The organism is Streptomyces sp. NBC_01003, assembly GCF_045162695.1.
Taxonomy (GTDB): domain Bacteria; phylum Actinomycetota; class Actinomycetes; order Streptomycetales; family Streptomycetaceae; genus Streptomyces.
The window spans coordinates 8263820-8281741 of the sequence record NZ_CP108707.1 but is presented as its reverse complement, the minus strand read 5'-3'; the positions used below and the strand labels follow the sequence as shown (position 1 = coordinate 8281741).

Genomic DNA, 17922 nt, shown 5'->3' with positions numbered 1-17922 from the left:
TCCAGGAACACATGACCTCACACCGCACCGACCTGTCCGCCTTCGCTGCCGGTCTGGCCGCCCGTCTGCCCGGCACCTGGACCAGCAAGTACCAGCGCCACGCGCAGTACGCGGACCAGTTCCCCCGCACCGACGAACTCTGGGACACCGGCCACGTCGACTACATCGTCAGCCAGTACGTCCTCACCCACGACGCCGTGCTCCACGGGCCCGCCGACCAGCGGCTGTACGTCACCGACCGGCCCCGCTACCCGCACCAGTTCGTCGTCGCCCCGCTCGCCCCCGACGGCCCGCACATCAAGCCCCACCACTTCGCCGCAGTCGAGGAACCCAACGGCATCGCCGTTCCCAAGGACCCCGCGCGGGCGGCGGCACAAGTCACCCGACGGGTGCTGCCCCGCTACGAACAGGCCCTGCAAGCGGTGCTCGACAACGCGGCGGCCCAGCCCGACCCCCCGCACCGGCCCGGCCCGGCACAGGTCGACCAGGTCCTCACCCTGACCCTGTACAGCGACGGAGCCCTCGGCGCGCCGTACGAGAGCGTGCCGGTCGATGCCCGCATGACGCTGTACGCCCACGGATTCCAGTACCACCCGCACCAAGCAGCGTTCCTCCTGCCCACCGCCTACGGGGACAGCGGTCGCGCCCGGCGCGTCCACAGCGTGGTTCAACAGCTCACAGCCAAGGGCATCGGCGTGAACCTGCGCCACTCGGCGCCCACCACCAGCGCCGCCCTTCCGCCAGCGTCACCGAAGGCCACACCCTCGGCCGGCCGTACGCGCTGACCCACTCCCCGCCTGCAGATCCTTGGAGCCTCCATCCGCATCGCCCGACGCACCCTGCCGCTGTTCGCCAGCGCAGCCTGCCTCACCCTGGCACTCACCGGCTGCACCACCGACCACGGCACCTCCGACGCCAAGCCGGCTCCCGGCGCCAGCACCGCCCCGAAGCCGACGGCCGCCCTCAGCGCCGCCCAGGCCCGCGACGTCATCACCCACTACTCGAAGATCAACAACGAGGCCAACGCCGACCGTAACCGGCGCCTGCTCGACACGGTCGAGGACGGCCCGCTGTACGCGATGTCCGTCTCGGACTACACCGAGACCGAAGGAATTCCCGCAGCGGACCGCAAGCCGTACAAGCCGTGGTCCTACGACTCCGCGAACGCCAAGCTGTACATCCCGCGCCTGGTCGCCGGGCAGGACCGCTGGTTCGCCGCCGCGCTCTCGGACCAGAAGGGCAAGGCCCCCTCGCGTCTGGGCGTGTTCGCCGAACAGCCCCAGCACAAGCGCTGGGAGCTGGTGTCCGTCGTCGACCTCGACGGCCAGAAGCTGCCCGACATCGCCCTCGACCGGGACGGGTACGCGACGGCCGTCGCCGCCGACGGCAACAAGCAGCTGGCAGCCGGCGCCGACCTGCTGCGCACAGGCGTGCTCGACAACTTCGCCACCGGAGCCGCGAACAGCGGGACGAAAGTCTTCGCGCCGACCAAGGCGAGCAAGCAGCAGATCGAGGTCCACGACAAGACCGGCACCCGCTACGGAAACCAGGGCACCACCGTCTTCGCCGGCGCCGCCAACCGCTACAAGGACGCCTACGCCCTCAAGACCACCGACGGCGGCGCGTTGATCCTCTTCTCCCACACGCACACCCAGACCGACGCCGTCGCGCACTCCGGCCTGCAGATCAACCCCGGCAAGGACGACCGAGCGTGGCTCCACGACGTGCCCCGCACCTCCATCACGTACACGTTCGTATGCAACGACGCCGCCACCGTCCCCGCGAAGGCCGAGCCGTCCCGACTGATCGGCTACACCTGCGCCCGCACCGACGCCTACGGCCCTCCGGTCGCCTCATGGTCGGACCGCGCTTAGACGCGTCCCCTCCCACGCGGCACACACCACCTTGATGGCCGTCGAACGTCCCCAGCCCCTTACCCGATGCGGAGAAGTCCCTGTCCACACGTTCCTTCATCGCCCGCCCCATCGGCACGGGGTACAGCGGCATCCACGTCCAGCTCGACGGCGTGCCCAGCCACCACCTGCCCCTGCTCCTGGCCGCCTACCAGCACAAGTTCGGGCGCGACGTGGAAGCCATGTCCCGTCACCTCATCGACGACGTCGCCGTCGGCTGGGACGAGCTGGGCACCGACCTCCTCGACGGCGCACCGCCCACGCTCGTGGCCGAGCTGACCGGCGGCGAGCACTGGCCCAGCCGCACGCTCGACCACTTGATCACCCCGGACGGCTCCCCGCCGGTACGTATGACAGTCACCGACGAGACCGCCGACGCGCAGGACATCCAGTGGGGCTACGTCCTGCACCAGCAGGGCATCGAGGTGATCAGCCTCCTGCACGAGGACATCGGCCCGCTTGTCGACTGGGCCATCGACCCGCGCACCGCCTTCAACGACCACCCGGCAGCGTGGTCCTCCCTCGACCTCGCGCCGGCCATCCGGGCATCGCGCAGCACGCCGCCCCCGAGCGCTCCCGCCGCATCCCCGGCGAGGGCCGGCGCCCCGCGCCCCGCCACGCGCCGCTAGTTCCCCTCGTCTTCCCGGAGCCTTCCCTGCCCCCGCACACCACGCCCCTGATCACCGTCGTCATCGCCAGCCGCCTGCGCGAAGACCGGCTCGACTACCTGACCGCCATGCACGCCAGCCTCACCCGGCAGTCCGTGGGTTGGGAGGCCATAATCGCGCTCGACGGTGCTTCACCTGATCGTCTGCCTGCCCCGCTTGCGCAGGACCCCCGCGTCCGCACCCTTGCTCTGCCCCGCCCGGTCGGCGCCGCCTGCGCCAGGAATCTGGCCCTCGCCCACGTTCGAACCCGGTATACGAACTGGGCGGACGACGATGACGAGTTCACCGACGACGCCATGTCCGTACGGCTGAACACCCTGGAATCGACCGGGGTCGGCTGGTGTGCGGGCTGGAGCGAGGACCAGTACCCCGACGGCTCGACCACCTTGTGGCGCTGCCCCACCCCGCCCGGCCGCCACGAGGCCGGCGACGTGTGGACCTACTGGAAGTCCCCGGCGGACACCATCCCCATCGGGCCGACCACGATCCTCGCCCGCACCGACCTCGTACGCGCCGCACCGATGGGCGGCCTCGTCCAGGGCGAGGACTACTGCGCGGCCCTCGGCGTGACCACTCTCGCGCCCGGAATCCTGCTTCCGGTCCCCGTGTACAGATATCGCAAATGGGGCGGGCAGATGACAGCCCAGGTCGGGTACGACCAGCTGGAGGCTGCGGCCCGGGAGCATGCCTGGCAGTACGGCCGCAGCCTGCGCTCCGTCCTGCGCAGCGGCGGGGACCTGGTCCATGGCTGAGGCGCAGATCATCCTGTCGCACAGCCGGGATTCGGGCATCGTCGCCATCGCCTCGGGCGAGCAATACCCGTGGGCGCACACCGCCCTCGCGGAGAGCGGCTTTAGGCGGGACGACGACGGCGTCTACCACCTGCCCGCGGACGGCAACCAGACCACCGTGGTCGACCTGGTCAAGTGCGCGAAACGGCACCGCACCAGCGTGCACACAAGCAGCCGGCGCTTCATCGGCGACGCCGCCCGCGACCTCGCGCGCCAACTGCCCGGCCAGTGGAACACGTCGGTCGAGATCTATTCCCACCCCCACGGCGGTCCTATGCCGTCGCAGGAACGCAACGCCCGCGCGTGGCCGGCCATCGAGACCTGGCTCACCGACGGCGAGATCTTCCTTCGCCAGGCCCGCGTGAGCGCACCCCACCGCCGCCCCGCCCTCCCCGTCTCCGCGCCGGCACGCCCCCTTACCGCAACCCGTCCCATGCACCGCAGCCACTAACCGCTCCACCCCGACAACGTGAGGAGAACCTCGCCCCCTTGCAACCCGGCACCCACTTCGCCTTCGGCGACCACGAGGAACACGGCTTCGTCGCCTCCTTCACCTCCTCCCTGCCCGCGCACCTCGCCCACTGGTACCTGGAGCGCGAGCAGTTCGAGCCCGTCCCCGATCAACCCGGGCTGTACCGGCTCAGCGAGCCCGAGCGGGACGGTCCCCGCCGGACCCGTCAGGCCGTCCACGATCTTCGCCGCCAGGGCTTCACTGTGCAGGCCGACATTCGCCTCGACCCGGCCATTTCCGCCAGCCCACCACGCCCGGTCCGGGCGAACGGACTCCGGGAGCGCCGCAGCCGTCTCGCCGAGGCCGCCGCCGGCCGAACGACTCAGCGTCGCGCCACACCGCCCACCACCTCCCTGCCGTCGGCCCGGCCGATCCCACCGAAGCCCGCCTACGCACCGACCGTCCACCTGACGGCCTCGGGTGGCGGGCGGTCCCGATGACGCCCGCAAGCAACCCGGACCCCGACGGCCCTCTGCCGGTGGCACCCGAACTCCCCAACGCTGCACGCGATTTCCGGCTGCGGATGGCGGTCATCGACCGCGAGACCGAGACCGCGCTCGACATGACACGCGACCGCTACGGCCGCATCGTCCACGCAAGCGCCGCGGCAACGGCTCGAGCCCAGCGCGACAAGGCTGCGGTGGAGGCGTACACCACGCACCTCGCCCCGCACGCCGACGCTCTGCTCGATGCCGCCCGCCGTGCGCTCGACGAGCTGCCGCCTGCCCGGCACCTGGCCGGGTGGCGGGCCGTGCTGGACGGCCTGGCCGCCTCCGCCACCGAGATCCGCCGGGCCCTCGACCGGCCGGCCGCCCCCGGCTCCCAGGCCGAACGCGCGCAGCACTCGGCCCTGTGGCCGCACCTCACCGCATGGGCGGATCACAGCTTCATCGCCAGCAACCTCGCCGACCAGAGCGATGGCCAGCACCACAAGGCTCCGCTGACCGAAGAGGAACAGCGGATGTGGACCGAGCGAGCTCAGGCTGCGCAGAGGCGAGGCGAGCTGGAGCTGACCGAGTCGTGGTACGCCGCCGACGGGCAGCCGATCATGCTCGCCCACCTGGTCGAAGACGACGACTCGACGCTGGTCGCGCTGCGAGGAGACCCAGACGCACCGGGCTGGCAGGTGATCGGGCACTACGCCCACGAATACGAGGCAGGGCAGTCACTACCCGCCCCGGTCCCGCCCGGCGTGCTGCGCGCCGACGTCTCAGGGTTCAACCGGCCCGAGCCCGCCCCCGAGATCTCGCTGCAGGAACTCACCCGCGACGTCGTCGAGGCCCAGCACGCCGGTGACGCGTCCAACGCGCTCCTCAGTGCAACCCAGCGCAGATACGACGCAGGGCCGATGGTCCGTCTCCAAGAACTCCTGGAAACGAGCAGCCAGTTCGCCAGCGCGCTGGAGACCGTGCAGGGCCGCCAGATCGCCGCCCGCCTCTCGGCGTTCGGCCGGCAGATCGAGTTCCTCACCCGCGAAGTCGAAGAAGCGGCCGAGGACCTTGGCGCGACCGTCGCCGTCCTGCCGCCGCACCGCACCCCCGTGCTGCGCGTCCGCCAGCGCCCTGCCGTGGACACCACACCACCCACACCGCCGCCCCGCGCCAGCACGCCCGCCCGCCACCGCTAATCACCGAGAAAGCACCCGTTGTCCCTGACCGCACCCCCGGCCCCGGCACCGCGCATCACCTACGGCGCGGTGCTGGGCAGCCCGTACGTCGCCCGCCTCCTCGGCGGCACCCTCACCGGCCGACTCCCCAATGGCATGGCGCCCGTCGCCATCCTGCTATGGGCCACCGCGAGCGGCAGCAGTATCGCCTTCGGCGGACTGCTCAGCGCCCTGTACGGGCTGTCGTCCGCGCTGGCCCAGCCGGTCAAGGGACGCCTCATGGACCGCCACGGCCAGAGCGCGGTGCACCTTCCGGCCGCCCTACTCAACTCGGCCCTCCTGGTGGCCCTGCCACTGTCCGGACCGTACGGCGGACCGGGCCTCGCCACGGCCATCGTCGTCGCCGGCGGTCTGACCACGCCTCCGCTGGAGGCCGGGCTGCGGGCGCTGTGGCCGAGCGTGCTGCCCGACCCCCGGCTGCGGCACGCCGCGCTCGCGCTCGACACCGGCACGCAGGGCCTGCTGTACATCGTCGGCCCCCTGCTCGTGGCCGCGCTCGCCTCCGCGTACAACCCCGCCGTCGCGCTCGCCGTCACCGCCGCCCTCGGCCTGGCCGGCACCGCCGCGGTCGCCCTCGCGCCGCCATCGCGGCGCTGGCGGCCCGAACGGTTCGAGGGCCAGGACGCTGCCCATTCACAGCAGTTGGCCTCTCCCACCGTGTTGCTGCTGTTCGTCTCCCTCACCGGCATCGGGTTCGCGATCGGAGCCATGAACGTGTGGTCCATCGCCATGGCCGAGCACCACCACCAGGACATGCTCTCGGGCATCATCCCTGCCGCGTTCTCCACCGGCAGCTTCCTCGGCGGCCTCATCTACGGAAGCCGCACCTGGTCGGGCACCACCACCAGGCGCCTGATCATCGCCACAGCCGCGTTCCTGGCCGGGTGGCTCCCGCTCCTTGCCCTTCCGGGCCCGTATGCGGCCATCGTCGCGGTCACCGTGCCCGGTGCGTTCCTAACAATCGTCGTCGCCTGCGCCTACATCACCACCGACGCCCTCACTCCGGCTGGCCGCACCAGCGAGGCGTACGCGTGGCTGATCCTCGCGATCGGCGCCGGGCAGTCCGCCGGCACCGCCCTCGCCGGACGCCTCGCCGAGCAGCCTCTCGCCAGCGCTGCGCTCCCCGCCGCCGGCGCGGCCTTCGCTCTCACCGTACTTCTCGCCGCGCGCCGACATCTCGGCCCCACCGGACACATGCAGCGTGGCCGGCATCGCCGCCCGCTCCGGTGCCGGCACAAGACGCCCTGATCAGGGCGCAACCCCCCTACTTTCCAACCCTTTTGAGGAGATCCATTTATGGCCGTCCGTACGCAGTGGACCGTAGAGCACGCCTGCTCCCACCAGGTGGTTCATGACCTGTCCAACCGTCCTGCCGACAAGCGGGCCGGATTCGCCCGCTGGCTCGCAGGCCGGGACTGCACCGACTGCTGGAAGGCGGCACGCGACGCCGATACCGAGTCCAAGGAGGAGTGGCTCGGGGCCAACCGCGCCGCCGAACAGGAGGCGGCTGTCGCGTGGGCGAAGCAGTTCGACATGCCGCAGTTGGAAGGCCCGGCCAAGGCCCTGGACTGGGGCGAGCGCTCCCGCCACCAGCTGATGACGGCCGCGCACACCGCGCTGGTCGTGGAGGGGGCCTGGGACGAGGCGGACTGGGCGGAGCTGGAAGAGAAGGCCCGCGCCATCACCCGCGCCGGGTGGTGGATCGACCAGCGCGACGCAGAGGGCACTGACCTGCTCGAACTCCTCGACGCAGCCACCGAGGCGGACCGCGGGACGGAGAACCCGTTCCGCTGATCGCGGCGGAACATAGCCGGGAAACGCCGGTTAGCCAAACCGGCGTTCCTCCGGACCATTGTTCCTCCCACCCCGCCACCGATTGCGTGGAAGGAACCGAACCGCATGTCCCAGCCCCCGCCCACCTCGGCCTTCGCGCCGACACCGGACCCGCTCACCCCCGACCGGGACATCACGCACCAGCACTTCCAGGCCGGTGACACTGTCGTCGTCCTCAAGGGGGTGGCCGGCGGTGAACTGTGGGGAGACGCGATGCGCGTCGTCGCCCCGTCCTGGCACACCCCGACCGACGAGGACGGATGGCGGCTGCGTGATGCGACCGGCGGCGCCCAGTCCTACGTCACCGCCCATCCCCGCTACCTCGTGCACCTCTCGCGCCGCTGCCCGGACTGCCTGATCTACCTGCGCGCCATGGAGGACGCACTCCTTCCGCGGTACGCCGGTCGCAACGAGCTGATCGACTGCGGCTGGTACACCACCACCGCCCTCAACCAGCTCGTACACATAGCCGACATCCGGGGCGGCCGATGATTCCCCGCCTCCATGAGCGGACCCACACCGCGCACGACCCGCTCGCCGAAGCGCTGGGGCGGCCGGTCTCGCCGAACGAGGGCCTGACGGAGTACACGGTCGTCGCCCACTGGCCGGGCCTGGATTACTTCACCCTGGACGACGAGCAGAAGATCTGGACGTCCCGCCAGTGGGCCGAGCACCTCGAAGACCCCTATCTGGAGTATCCGTTCACCGCCAGCCCAGATGATGACCGGCGGGCGATCCTCCACCTCGACGTCCGGCTTCACCCGGACGACCGGGAGCTGACCGGCCCTGAGTGGGCCGAAGCCGCCCACCGGCTCGCGCGGGCTTCCGGTATCGAGATTCCCGGCAAGGAGCACGGCTGCCGGTGGATCGCCGTTCAGGCCCAGCCCGGACGCCTCGATCTGATCGCCAACCTGATCCACCTCGACGGCGCGTGGCACGCCCCGACCGCCGACATCCTGCGGCGCCTTGCGGACGAGGCGCGCCGCATCGAGCAGGACCTCCACCTGATCCCCGTACGCACCGGCCCCACGGAGCGACCCGCCATCCGCCCGGCACCCACGGCGTCGGCCCAGCTCGCGAGCGTCCTCACGCAGCTCGCCGACGAGCAGGCTGGAGCCCTGGCTGCGGTCCGCGGACTCGGCGAGCACACCGCGCACCGGATCGCCCGTCAACCGGGAGCCGCCAGCACCGATGCGGCGCACCGCCTGGAGCTGATTGCCCGCCGCCTCCACGCCATCCAGCAGGACCTGGACAGCACCGCCGCGCGCCTGGTCCAGACGCGGGTCGCCGCTGTACCGCCCGCCGCCCGGCACACCGCCCACCGATCGCCGTAGGAGAAACGTCTCGTTGCCCCGTACCGACCGCTTCCTGGACATCCGCCGCGATCCGCACTCCGAGGAACTCCTCGCCCGCGGCGGGGACTCCGAGGCGCACAGCGTCCTGCAGCGCGCGGGTTTCATCGCTGTCGTCCGCGTCCACGAGACCTACCACCGCGCCCCCACCGGCCTCAACAAGGAAAACGAGTCCCGTCTCGCCACCGACGCAGTCGCCCGCCTCCGGGTCGCCGGGTATCACGTCGACTGCGAAGAGGACTTCGACACTGGCTCCCGTCCGGCCAGTTACCTGCCGCTGGGCTCCTCCGTCGCCCATATCGCCGAGCGGATCCGCGAGGCCACCACCACGGATGAGGCGGCCGACGCCCTGATCGAGCTGACTGCCGCCCACGACGGCATCCTCGCCGCGCTGGACGAAGTGCTCACCGCCACCGCCGACTTCCACGACGGGCTCGGCCAGGCGGCCGACCCTTACATCGCACGGCGGTTGCGCTACCTCGCCGACGAGCACCTTCGCGTCATCCGCACCGACCTCGCCGACACCCGCAACACGCTCGCCGACCGGCACGCACCCCACCCCGGCCGCAGCACCTGCAGCGGGGAGGTCCCCGCCACCGAACGCGAGCGCTCCGCCGTGTGCGCCTGCCCGCCCTCGCCGCGCACGCTCCCGGCTCCGCCGCCCCCGGTGGCCGCCGGACTGCGTCGCTGACTCCCACCTCGCCCAAGGACACCATGCACGACCACGACACCTCCGAGCGCCTTGCCTCGTACGCCGACGTCCTCGCCAGCGAACTCCCCGACAGCTGGTCCAGCTCCCACCTGCCGGCCGACGCCAAGGACGATCTCGCCGAACTCTCCGACCGCATCTGGGATCTGGACCTGGTCGCCGCCTCCCTCGCCGAGCACCCGCTCCAGCAGGCCGCCGTCCTGAGCCGCCCGGACGGCGCCCAGCTCGTCGTCCTTCACCGGCATGACGAGCGCGACGGATTCCTCATCGCCGCCGTCGCCCCCCGCGCCCTGCCCGACGAGGCGTACCGCGCCGTCCCCGAGCCCAACGGCATCGCCCTGGCGGACGACCCGTTCCTGAGCGCCGAGCAGGTCGCCGGCGACCTGCTCGCCCGCTACGACAGCGCCCTCGCCCAGGCCCGGCACAACGCCCTGGGCGGCATCCAGCCCTCCCAGCCGGACCGGGTCGTCCTGACCTGGCAGCCGGACGGCAGCGTCGCCATCGCCCCCGTCGACGACCGCGCCGGCGCCGTCCTCGTGGCCAACGGCTTCGTCCAGGACCCGCAGAGCGGCATCTACCGCCTCAACGGCGACGACACCAAGGCGCAGGCGCGCGCCCTGCGCGAGATCGGCCCGCGGCTCGACCGGCTCGGCATCGGCACCGCCCTGCAGCACCCGGCAGGCCGGACCGCACCCACCTCCACCTCAGCTTCCATGCCGCCGGCCCCAGCCGGCACCCGCACGCCGGGCACCAGGGCTCGATGAAGCAGACGGAGCCCGACATCTGGGTGCTGGAGTACGTCACACCATCGCTAAGGCCCCCAACACCGTTGCCCCCGAAGAGAGGCCCATGGCCAATTTGGCCGACGAGTACGGCACGGACGTCGAGATCTACATCAAGGCCCTGACGACGACCATCCACGCCGACACCCCGACCGGCGCCCCCGCACACCTCCACGACCTGCTGGAACAGCTCGGCCTGGAACGCCACGAATACCCCACGGGCGGGCCGCTCTACATCTGGCACACCGTGCCCGAACACCTCAATGCCGACGAGCAGAAGCGCCTGGTGACCCGCGCCATCCCCGCGCTGCTCGTGGCCGGTTACGAGGTCAACTGCACGCCCGACGTCTTCGACAAGGCCACCTACCGGCAGGCCGTGCACGACATCCGCACCCGTGCGGCCCGGCCTGCCGGGCAGCATCCGGCACCGGCCCGTTCCCCCTCGCGCCCCGCACCGGCCCGCCGCGCCCCGTAAGACGCCCGGGCGGCCCCGGCACCGCGCCGGGGCCGCCCACCGCACCGCTCGATCCCCGGAGAAACCCGTAGCACCCCGCACACCCCCACCGATCAGCAACCGGCTCAAACCCCGGCTCGCGACAGCCCTGTTCCGCCGCTACCTGCGCGCCTGCATCCCGACCGGCCCCGACCGCGCCTCCCCGCTGGCCGACGCCCGCCCGGAGGCCGTCCTCGCCGAGACGCAGCGCGTCGGCAACCGCCACCACCACTGACCGTCCACCGACCCGGAGGAGCATGTCCCACCCCACCCCCTACCCGGTGCGACTGGCCGACGAGATCACCCGCCAGCTCGGCCAGCTCGCCTACCACCTCTCGCAGCTCCCCCCGCCCCAGGCCGTGCAGGTCATCGCCCGCGTCCTCGACGCGGACGCCGGAGTCCTCGGCGGCATCACCCACCTCGTCGCCACCGGCAGCGTGCTCGCCAAGGACCAGGCCGAACGAGGCGCTCTCCCCGCAGAGGTGTGGCTCGCGCTGGGCCGCGCCTCGAACGAACTGCACGACATCACCCTCGACCTAGACGAACACAAAGACACCCTCCAGCATGTCGGTACCCAGCCCGCCACCACTGCGGCGAAGCCCCCGACACCCGCACCGCTCGTCGTCCGGCGGCGCCGATGAAGAAGAAGCAGTGGCAGGGCTGGGGGCCAGGCGAGCAGGCCGAGCAGCAATACCTCGTCCAGCCCCGTGCCCTGGCCGGCGGCGGCGACGTCCGGCACGTCTCGGAGTTCCTGCGCGCCTCGGGATGGCGGGACAAGTCCAAGTCGGGCGGCCCTTTGTTCATGGAGAGCCCGGACCGCACCGTCCGTGTCGCCTACGACCCCTACGTCCTTCCCGGCGGGTGGACCATCCACGGCAGAGCGGCCGGCCCCAGCGGCGAGTGGTCGGCGCACCTGGGCCGGCAGACCCCGGTGGAGATCGTCGCCGGTCTGACCGACGCCCTCACCCGTCCTTGCTCCGCCCACGCTCCCAACGTCTGGGCGCCGTTGCAGGAGCAGAACTGGCACACGCGTTTCGAGGGCGAGCACTACATGGCGACCAGCCCCGACGGCACCGCGTGGATGCAGTACCACCAGGGCGCCGACGGCATGGCGATGTGGTGGACCGGAGCGAAGGACAAGCAGGGCAACGGCTGGACGGCCAACTTCACGCCGAACACGCCGATGCACCTGGTGCAAGCCTTCTCGACCGAACTCGCCGGCCCCGATCCCGTGATGCGCCCGCGCGGACGCGTTCCGCACAGCGCGCAGATCCGTACCTGGTCGGTCTCCGTCAAGCCCTCCCAGCTCAGTGCGTGGCAGCAGGCCCGGATCACGGCCGCCCGCGCCGCCACCTGGGCCCGCAACAGCGCCCGAAGTACCCGGCCGCGCACCAGCGCCCGTCCCTACACCCCGGCCGGCGGCGCCCGGACCCGCCGCTGACCCGCCGCCCCGTCCCAAGGAACCCGATGCCCGCACTCACCCCGGACACCATCCACACACTGACCGAAACGCTGTCGGACCTCACCGACTATCTGCGCGAGAACCCCGACCCCGTGCAGGCCCTCGCACTCGTCGAGCCTCTCCTCGACGAGTACACGGGCCTGCCCGTCCAACTCGCCGACACCCTGCGCGCCCTCGCCCGTGCCCTGCAGGACCACCCCGACGTCCCGCGCACCGCGCAGGTCGACCTTCTGATCACCGAGTTGCGCACGGCCGCGTGGGAGCAGACCGACCAGCACACCCTCCACTACGTCCTGGACGACCTCCGCGGCCTGTACGGCAGCGCCGTCACAAGCGAGCCGGGGTGCTGCCGGTGCCGCTGAGCGAACGGCAGCTCGCCGCGTTCGCCGACAAGCACGCCTGGCGCATCCCGTTCGACACCAGCCCCCGCCACCTCGCCGGCCCCGGAGACGCCCGCCACGTCACCCACGGCCTGGCCGCCGCCGGATGGAGCCCCGTCTCCGACCCCCTGAGCGCCGAAATCGTCCTGCGCAGCCCCGACCTTTCGCCACCGCCTCCAGTTCGACCCGCAGTCCACCACCTCCGCGTGGTGGCGGCTGCGGGCGGAGCCCAACGACATCGAGCCCGGCTGGTACGCCGAATTCGGCGAACTCGTGCCCGCCGAGGTCCTCGCCGGCTTCACCGACGCCCTCGTCGAGACCCGTGAGCCCGGCCACGGAGAATTCCACGGCCCGTGCATCTGGCACGCCTACTTCGACGAGCACACCCCCGCCCACCTGGTCGGATCGTTCCTCACCGCACTGGCCGACCATAGCCCCCTCCAGCGCGGCATGTACGACCGCACCGGCCACTACAGCGCTGTGCAGGAGCCCAGCCCACTGCGCCCACAGCAGGTGGTCGACGCCCACGCCACGCGCCTCAAGTCCCTCCGCGCGCACGCACGCTCCGCCCGCCGGCAGCAGACGAAACCCGCGACGACCCCGGCGAACGCCGGCACCACGCAGCCGGCCGCTCGCCGCTGAACCGACAGGACTCCACCTCATCTCCACCGACCACCACGCACACCGCGACTTCCTCCGTCACCTCGACGACTATCTGAGCGACAGCAAGAAGATCCTCGACGGCTGGGACGCCTACTCCGAGGAGCACACCGACCTCGACGGCTGGCCCTACGACGACCACGCCTACGGCATGCGCGCGAGCCAGCGCGACGCCGACACCCTCACGGCGTTCGAGCCGCTCCGCTACGGCGCCCGTCACCTGCTGGCCACCGCCGAGACACAGCTGGCGCAGCTGCCGGAGTACACGGTGCAGAGCCGCTGGGTCTACCAGTTGGGCGTTCTGCACGCCGCCCTCGACCGGCTCGACGAACTGCACGACCGGTGGCTCCAGACCCGAGACGCTCTCCCCGCCACCGCCAAGCCCGGCACCGCCGACTTCGACGACGCCCTCGCCGAGCATCACGCCGAATCGTGGAGTTACCTCGACGACTGGGCCACCCACGGCAAGGCGCTCCGGGAGATCAACTCCGCTGCTCGCAAGGCCCGTTCGCCTCTGGCCCCTATACCGGCCGCCGCACGCGTCCAGCGATCTGCGGCACGGAAGTGAGCATGTCCCCGACTCCCGAGACCGTCGAGGTCGACTTCATCGCCCCGCGCCACCTCGCGGGCGGCGGTGACCCCGCCTGGATCACCGTCCCCCTCCACCGTGGCTGCGGCTGGAGCTACGGCGACGACCCCCTGATGCCGCGCGTCCTGCTCTCCAGCCCCGACCAGAAGGCCCTCCTGCGCCTGGAGCCCGACCCCGATGGACAGTGGTGGACGTTGAGCCACGCGGCGGGGCCGGACCACGCCGCCTGGTACGCGAGCTTCGGTGCCCGCACGCCGGTCGAACTCATCGCGGCCGTCACCGACGCCCTCACCGACCCGGCCCCGCCGGCGGGCGCGCCCTCCGATCCGTACGAGCCGCTCCAACAGATCGGCTGGACGCCCGTCTCCGCGGACAACGGCCTCGTGTCACCCGACGGCACCGCGTACCTCCAGCGACTGGGCAGCGCGGAAGAACCGGGCGCCTGGTTCGTCACCGCCACGCTCGGTCTGGACCGGCCGGTGTGGCAGGCCCGCTTCGACGCGCACACTCCCGCCCGCCTGGTCGCCGCGTTCGCCGCTGCACTCGCCGATCCGAAGCCCGTGCCGCGCATCGACAGCGGGCGCAGTCTCCCGACCCACGACCCGAGCGTCGTCACCCGTAGGACCACGGACGTGCTCGCTGTGTACGTCGCCGGTGCGCTGGAAGAACGCGTCCACTCCCTGGCGGCCCGGCGCGCCGCCCCGCCGACGAGCCCGATCCCGACGCGACAGGCGCCGGCCAAGAACGACCGCAGCCGCTGACCCCCGTCCCCGCCCGGAAGCACGTAGCCCTTGCCCCCCTCCTCCTCCAACAGCAACACCGACGGGTACGACCTCGTCCTGCGCCTCCTCCTCGGCGTGCTCGCCGTCGTCGTCCCCCTGTCCCACCTCGCCTGGCTGTCCGGCAACATCACCGCCTACCTCACCGGCACCGCCTGGGCCCCCTACCAGCCGACCGAAGCCCTGCTCCATCCCGAGCAGGTCTGGCCCGACGCGGGAGAAACGTCCCTGCTGATCGGTGCCCGCATCGTCCCCGTTGTTCTACTCCTCGCCCTCGGTGTGGGGGCGGGCGCCCTGTGGGCGCGGCACAAGAACCGAAGCGGCAGCCGGAAGAGGAAGATCACCGACATGGCCAAGGCCCGGGACATCGAGCCGCTAATGGCCAAGGCGATCACCGACAAAGCCCGCTCCTTGCGCCCAAGCCTGAAGGACAGCAAGCGCATCGACGCGAAGGACACCGGCATCCTCCTCGGCAACCTGCAGGGCAGCCGCCACGAGGTACGTATGGGGTTCGAGGACGTCGCCGTCGCGATCATGGCGCCCCGGTCCGGCAAGACGACCTCGCTCGCCATCCCCTCCATGCTCAGCGCGCCCGGCCCGGTCCTGCTGACCTCGAACAAGGCCGCGGGAGACGCCTTCACCACTGCCTACGAGGCCCGGGCGGAGGCGGGGGCGGTGTGGACCATGGACCCGCAGCAGATCGCCCATGCCGCACGCGAGATGTGGTGGAACCCTCTCGCCAGCGCGAGAACCCTGGACGGGGCGAACCGGCTCGCCGGGCATTTCCTCGCAGCCTCGGTGGATGCCTCCCAGCAGGGCGACTTCTGGTCGAAGGCCGGCAGCAACATCCTGTCCCAGTTGCTGCTGGCCGCGGCGCTCGACGAGCGGCCGATCACCGACATCATGCAGTGGCTGGCCTTCCCCGCCGACCGCACTCCGCTCGACATCCTCCGCGACCATGACTTCGCCGCTGTCGCCGCCCAGCTCAAGGGAACCGTCGAGGGCCCCCCGGAGACGCGCGACGGCATCTACGAGACCGCCCGCCAGTACGCCGCCGCCCTGCTCAACGCCGAGATCGCCGCGTGGGTGACGCCGCAGAAGGACGTCGCCGAGTTCCGGCCTGCCGAATTCGTCACCTCCAACGACACGTTGTTCCTGCTGAGCAAGGACGGTGGCGGCGGGGCCTCGGCGCTGATCGCGGCGTGCGCGGACTCGGTGATGCGCGCCGCCACCGCCCAGGCCGAGCGTGCCGGGGGACGCCTCGATCCGCCGATGCTGGCGATCCTCGACGAGGCCGCCAACGTGTGCAAGATCAGCGACTTGCCGGACCTGTACTCCCACCTCGGCAGCCGCGGCATCATCCCCATCACGATCCTCCAGAGCTACCGCCAGGGCCAGAAAGTCTGGGGGGACGCGGGCATGGACGCCATGTGGTCGGCCTCCACCGTGAAGGTGATCGGGTCCGGTATCGACGACCCCGACTTCGCGGACAAGCTGTCCCGGCTGATCGGCGACCACGACGTGGAGACCACGTCCACTTCGCACTCGGAGTCCGGCAAGTCAACCTCGGTCAGCATGCGGCAGGAGCGGATCCTGCCCGCCGACGCGATCCGCGCCCTCCCCAAGGGCACCGCACTCTGCTTCGCCACCGGTATGAGGGCCGCCATGCTCGACCTCCGGCCCTGGTACTTGGAGCCCGGAGCGGAGGAACTGTCCGCAGCGTCCGCCCGCGCCTCGAAGGCGATCACCGCCCGCGCCGTGGCGAAGCACGCGCCGACACAGTCCGACTTCGGGAAGGCCGTGTGAACGACGCCCGGCTGCACCTGGTACCGGTCCGCTCCCGCGAGGCGAAGGACTTCGTGCGCGCCTGGCACCGCCACCACCCGCCGCCCGTGGGACAGATCTTCGCCGTCGGAGCCGCCGACGAGACCGGCACACTGCGCGCCGTGGCCATCGTCGGCCGGCCCGTGGCCCGCCACCTCGACGACGGCGCCACCCTCGAAGTCACCCTGACCGCCAGCGACGGCGCACGCAACGCCAACTCCCTGCTGTACGGGGCGTTGTGGCGCGCGGCGAAAGCCCTCGGATACCGGCGCTTGATCACCTTTACCCAGGAGGGCGAGAGCGGCGCATCTCTGCGCGGCGCGGGCTGGCACCTGGTCGCCAGCCGGCCGCCCCGGGCCGGATGGGCACACCCCTTCCCGCCCCCGGGCCGGTCACAGCAACGACCACGTCGCTCGCTTCCTGTGGCAAGCCCCCTGAACCGCATGCGTCCCGAAGTCCGCGGCCTCCGCCTACGTGGGCGGACCGCTCAAAGACCGAGTCCGTCTCACCACCGCCGGCACCACCGCCCTGGCCGCCGCCATCAGCCGCCCGCCGACCGCCAGGACACCCGGCACGACACCCGCGCCCGCTCACGCCGCCGCAAAGACGGCCACCCGAAGCCGCTGACCGATCCTCCGGAGCCACACCACCCCATGACCCCGCTCAACCTTGCAGAACAAGCGCAACAACTCCGCTGCCTGGCAAGCGACTTCGAAGCCCTGCATGCCCGGGTTCGGGACATCTCCTACACCCTAGGTACCGACGCGCTGCGGCAGATCAGCCCGCTCCTGCTCAAGGCTGTCCTCGGTCGTGGTCGCCTCCTCCCTGGCTGGCAACGACCTCGCCAGCGCGCTGTACGCCAACCCCTACGAAGGTGCGCCGTTCCCCGGCTATGCGGCGGACGACACCTCGACACGCACCACTCGCCACGCCGAAGCCATCCCGAAGATGACCGGCCACCTCGCCGACGCCGCCCACCAGCTCGACCTGAGCGCGACCGCGTGCCACTACGTCGCGACCGGTATCACGCGCGACCTCGCCGCCACACGTCACGAAACCCCTTCAGCGCGGCGGGCTGACGGCTCTCCGCTGACCAGCGCCCAGTACGACGCCCTCAAGGCCCTCGCCCTCGGCGGAGGGAAGCTGTACGAGAGTTCGCAGCGAGGGCTGGGGGTGACCCGTGTCGCCACCGACGACGGCACCCGCGTCTCGATCGCCACCTTCCGGGCCCTGAACAAGCGCGGGCTCGTCGACTGGGACACCAGCACCTCCCTGTTCCACGGGCAGAAGATCACCGTCACCGAGCACGGGCGGCAGGCCCTGGCCAGTCCGCGCCCCGCAGCCACGGCGGCGCCACCCGCAAGAGCCGCATGCAAGGCTCCTGCGGTGCAGGGAGCCCGCCGGTGACGCACTTCGAGCCCCAGGACCGCGTTCTGGTCTCGCCGGCCATCTGGCAGGTGCAGGGATCGACCGGCTCGCCGACGCGATCGGCCCGCTGATCCACCTATTC

General features: G+C 71.6%; 22 protein-coding genes and 2 pseudogenes. All 24 read left to right on the top strand.

From position 1 onward, the window contains the following. Positions 1 to 11: 11 nt before the first annotated feature. The 24 genes and pseudogenes from OG698_RS37725 (at position 12) to OG698_RS37610 (ending at position 17819) form a co-directional block, all read left to right on the top strand. Positions 12 to 785 (top strand): hypothetical protein, encoded by a 774-nt coding sequence (locus tag OG698_RS37725; RefSeq protein WP_406108388.1) that lies wholly within the window; start codon positions 12 to 14, stop codon positions 783 to 785. A gap of 294 nt (positions 786 to 1079) precedes the next feature. Further along, positions 1080 to 1874, top strand: a complete 795-nt coding sequence (locus OG698_RS37720; protein WP_406108386.1) for a hypothetical protein — start codon at positions 1080 to 1082, stop codon at positions 1872 to 1874. A 152-nt stretch (positions 1875 to 2026) separates the two neighbouring features. Next, on the top strand, positions 2027 to 2542 hold the full coding sequence (locus OG698_RS37715) for a hypothetical protein (RefSeq protein ID WP_406108385.1): 516 nt from the start codon (positions 2027 to 2029) through the stop codon (positions 2540 to 2542). 47 nt (positions 2543 to 2589) lie between these two features. Then, positions 2590 to 3333 (top strand): glycosyltransferase family 2 protein, encoded by a 744-nt coding sequence (locus OG698_RS37710; protein ID WP_406111512.1) that lies wholly within the window; start codon positions 2590 to 2592, stop codon positions 3331 to 3333. Continuing rightward, on the top strand, positions 3326 to 3823 hold the full coding sequence (locus OG698_RS37705; protein WP_406108383.1) for a hypothetical protein: 498 nt from the start codon (positions 3326 to 3328) through the stop codon (positions 3821 to 3823). The genes OG698_RS37710 and OG698_RS37705 overlap by 8 nt, the downstream gene beginning before the upstream one ends. A 38-nt stretch (positions 3824 to 3861) precedes the next feature. Beyond that, the gene (locus OG698_RS37700; RefSeq protein ID WP_399080260.1) at positions 3862 to 4323 is read left to right on the top strand and encodes a hypothetical protein; all 462 of its coding nucleotides are present in this window, start codon (positions 3862 to 3864) and stop codon (positions 4321 to 4323) included. Then, positions 4320 to 5510 (top strand): hypothetical protein, encoded by a 1191-nt coding sequence (locus OG698_RS37695; protein WP_406108382.1) that lies wholly within the window; start codon positions 4320 to 4322, stop codon positions 5508 to 5510. The genes OG698_RS37700 and OG698_RS37695 overlap by 4 nt, the downstream gene beginning before the upstream one ends. A gap of 18 nt (positions 5511 to 5528) precedes the next feature. Continuing rightward, a complete protein-coding gene (locus tag OG698_RS37690; RefSeq protein WP_406108381.1) occupies positions 5529 to 6797 on the top strand; it encodes an MFS transporter in 1269 nt (422 codons plus the stop codon). A 48-nt stretch (positions 6798 to 6845) separates the two neighbouring features. Further along, positions 6846 to 7343, top strand: a complete 498-nt coding sequence (locus OG698_RS37685) for a hypothetical protein (RefSeq protein WP_406108379.1) — start codon at positions 6846 to 6848, stop codon at positions 7341 to 7343. Positions 7344 to 7448: 105 nt separating this feature from the next. Continuing rightward, positions 7449 to 7874 (top strand): hypothetical protein, encoded by a 426-nt coding sequence (locus OG698_RS37680; protein ID WP_406108378.1) that lies wholly within the window; start codon positions 7449 to 7451, stop codon positions 7872 to 7874. Next, positions 7871 to 8716, top strand: coding sequence for a relaxase/mobilization nuclease (locus tag OG698_RS37675; RefSeq protein ID WP_406108376.1), 846 nt, complete (start codon positions 7871 to 7873; stop codon positions 8714 to 8716). The genes OG698_RS37680 and OG698_RS37675 overlap by 4 nt, the downstream gene beginning before the upstream one ends. A gap of 13 nt (positions 8717 to 8729) precedes the next feature. Continuing rightward, positions 8730 to 9425 carry a hypothetical protein gene (locus tag OG698_RS37670; protein ID WP_406108375.1) on the top strand — a complete coding sequence of 232 codons (696 nt, stop codon included), beginning with the start codon at positions 8730 to 8732 and terminating at the stop codon, positions 9423 to 9425. Between the two features lie 23 nt (positions 9426 to 9448). Continuing rightward, positions 9449 to 10207, top strand: coding sequence for a hypothetical protein (locus OG698_RS37665; protein ID WP_406108373.1), 759 nt, complete (start codon positions 9449 to 9451; stop codon positions 10205 to 10207). An 85-nt stretch (positions 10208 to 10292) separates the two neighbouring features. Next, a complete protein-coding gene (locus OG698_RS37660) occupies positions 10293 to 10700 on the top strand; it encodes a hypothetical protein (protein ID WP_406108372.1) in 408 nt (135 codons plus the stop codon). After that, on the top strand, positions 10621 to 10953 hold the full coding sequence (locus tag OG698_RS37655; RefSeq protein WP_406111766.1) for a hypothetical protein: 333 nt from the start codon (positions 10621 to 10623) through the stop codon (positions 10951 to 10953). The genes OG698_RS37660 and OG698_RS37655 overlap by 80 nt, the downstream gene beginning before the upstream one ends. A gap of 22 nt (positions 10954 to 10975) precedes the next feature. Beyond that, positions 10976 to 11359, top strand: a complete 384-nt coding sequence (locus OG698_RS37650) for a hypothetical protein (RefSeq protein ID WP_406108371.1) — start codon at positions 10976 to 10978, stop codon at positions 11357 to 11359. Next, positions 11356 to 12159: a DUF317 domain-containing protein gene (locus tag OG698_RS37645; protein ID WP_406108369.1), complete on the top strand. Its 804-nt coding sequence runs from the start codon at positions 11356 to 11358 to the stop codon at positions 12157 to 12159. The genes OG698_RS37650 and OG698_RS37645 overlap by 4 nt, the downstream gene beginning before the upstream one ends. A 26-nt stretch (positions 12160 to 12185) precedes the next feature. Then, positions 12186 to 12542, top strand: a complete 357-nt coding sequence (locus OG698_RS37640) for a hypothetical protein (RefSeq protein WP_406108367.1) — start codon at positions 12186 to 12188, stop codon at positions 12540 to 12542. Then, positions 12533 to 13202 (top strand): annotated as a pseudogene (locus tag OG698_RS37635) (DUF317 domain-containing protein). Before OG698_RS37640 ends, OG698_RS37635 begins: the two are co-directional and overlap by 10 nt. A gap of 169 nt (positions 13203 to 13371) precedes the next feature. Next, a complete protein-coding gene (locus tag OG698_RS37630) occupies positions 13372 to 13788 on the top strand; it encodes a hypothetical protein (protein WP_406108365.1) in 417 nt (138 codons plus the stop codon). A 2-nt stretch (positions 13789 to 13790) separates the two neighbouring features. Further along, on the top strand, positions 13791 to 14570 hold the full coding sequence (locus OG698_RS37625) for a DUF317 domain-containing protein (RefSeq protein WP_406108364.1): 780 nt from the start codon (positions 13791 to 13793) through the stop codon (positions 14568 to 14570). Positions 14571 to 14600: 30 nt separating this feature from the next. Then, entirely contained in the window at positions 14601 to 16394 is a 1794-nt protein-coding gene (locus OG698_RS37620; RefSeq protein ID WP_406108362.1) for a type IV secretory system conjugative DNA transfer family protein, read from the top strand. Then, positions 16391 to 16744, top strand: a pseudogene (locus OG698_RS37615) (XF1762 family protein); the annotation flags it as partial. The gene OG698_RS37620 and the pseudogene OG698_RS37615, both read left to right, overlap by 4 nt. A 478-nt stretch (positions 16745 to 17222) precedes the next feature. Further along, positions 17223 to 17819 (top strand): hypothetical protein, encoded by a 597-nt coding sequence (locus OG698_RS37610; protein WP_406111764.1) that lies wholly within the window; start codon positions 17223 to 17225, stop codon positions 17817 to 17819. Positions 17820 to 17922 lie beyond the last annotated feature (103 nt).

Excerpts from the sequence above, each read along its gene's own strand:
- OG698_RS37725 (WP_406108388.1), top strand. The coding sequence starts at position 12 with ATGACCTCACACCGCACCGACCTGTCCGCCTTCGCTGCCGGTCTGGCC.
- OG698_RS37720 (WP_406108386.1), top strand. The coding sequence starts at position 1,080 with ATGTCCGTCTCGGACTACACCGAGACCGAAGGAATTCCCGCAGCGGAC.
- OG698_RS37705 (WP_406108383.1), top strand. The coding sequence starts at position 3,326 with ATGGCTGAGGCGCAGATCATCCTGTCGCACAGCCGGGATTCGGGCATC.
- OG698_RS37695 (WP_406108382.1), top strand. The coding sequence starts at position 4,320 with ATGACGCCCGCAAGCAACCCGGACCCCGACGGCCCTCTGCCGGTGGCA.
- OG698_RS37685 (WP_406108379.1), top strand. The coding sequence starts at position 6,846 with ATGGCCGTCCGTACGCAGTGGACCGTAGAGCACGCCTGCTCCCACCAG.
- OG698_RS37680 (WP_406108378.1), top strand. The coding sequence starts at position 7,449 with ATGTCCCAGCCCCCGCCCACCTCGGCCTTCGCGCCGACACCGGACCCG.
- OG698_RS37675 (WP_406108376.1), top strand. The coding sequence starts at position 7,871 with ATGATTCCCCGCCTCCATGAGCGGACCCACACCGCGCACGACCCGCTC.
- OG698_RS37665 (WP_406108373.1), top strand. The coding sequence starts at position 9,449 with ATGCACGACCACGACACCTCCGAGCGCCTTGCCTCGTACGCCGACGTC.
- OG698_RS37660 (WP_406108372.1), top strand. The coding sequence starts at position 10,293 with ATGGCCAATTTGGCCGACGAGTACGGCACGGACGTCGAGATCTACATC.
- OG698_RS37650 (WP_406108371.1), top strand. The coding sequence starts at position 10,976 with ATGTCCCACCCCACCCCCTACCCGGTGCGACTGGCCGACGAGATCACC.
- OG698_RS37645 (WP_406108369.1), top strand. The coding sequence starts at position 11,356 with ATGAAGAAGAAGCAGTGGCAGGGCTGGGGGCCAGGCGAGCAGGCCGAG.
- OG698_RS37640 (WP_406108367.1), top strand. The coding sequence starts at position 12,186 with ATGCCCGCACTCACCCCGGACACCATCCACACACTGACCGAAACGCTG.
- OG698_RS37630 (WP_406108365.1), top strand. The coding sequence starts at position 13,372 with ATGCGCGCGAGCCAGCGCGACGCCGACACCCTCACGGCGTTCGAGCCG.
- OG698_RS37625 (WP_406108364.1), top strand. The coding sequence starts at position 13,791 with ATGTCCCCGACTCCCGAGACCGTCGAGGTCGACTTCATCGCCCCGCGC.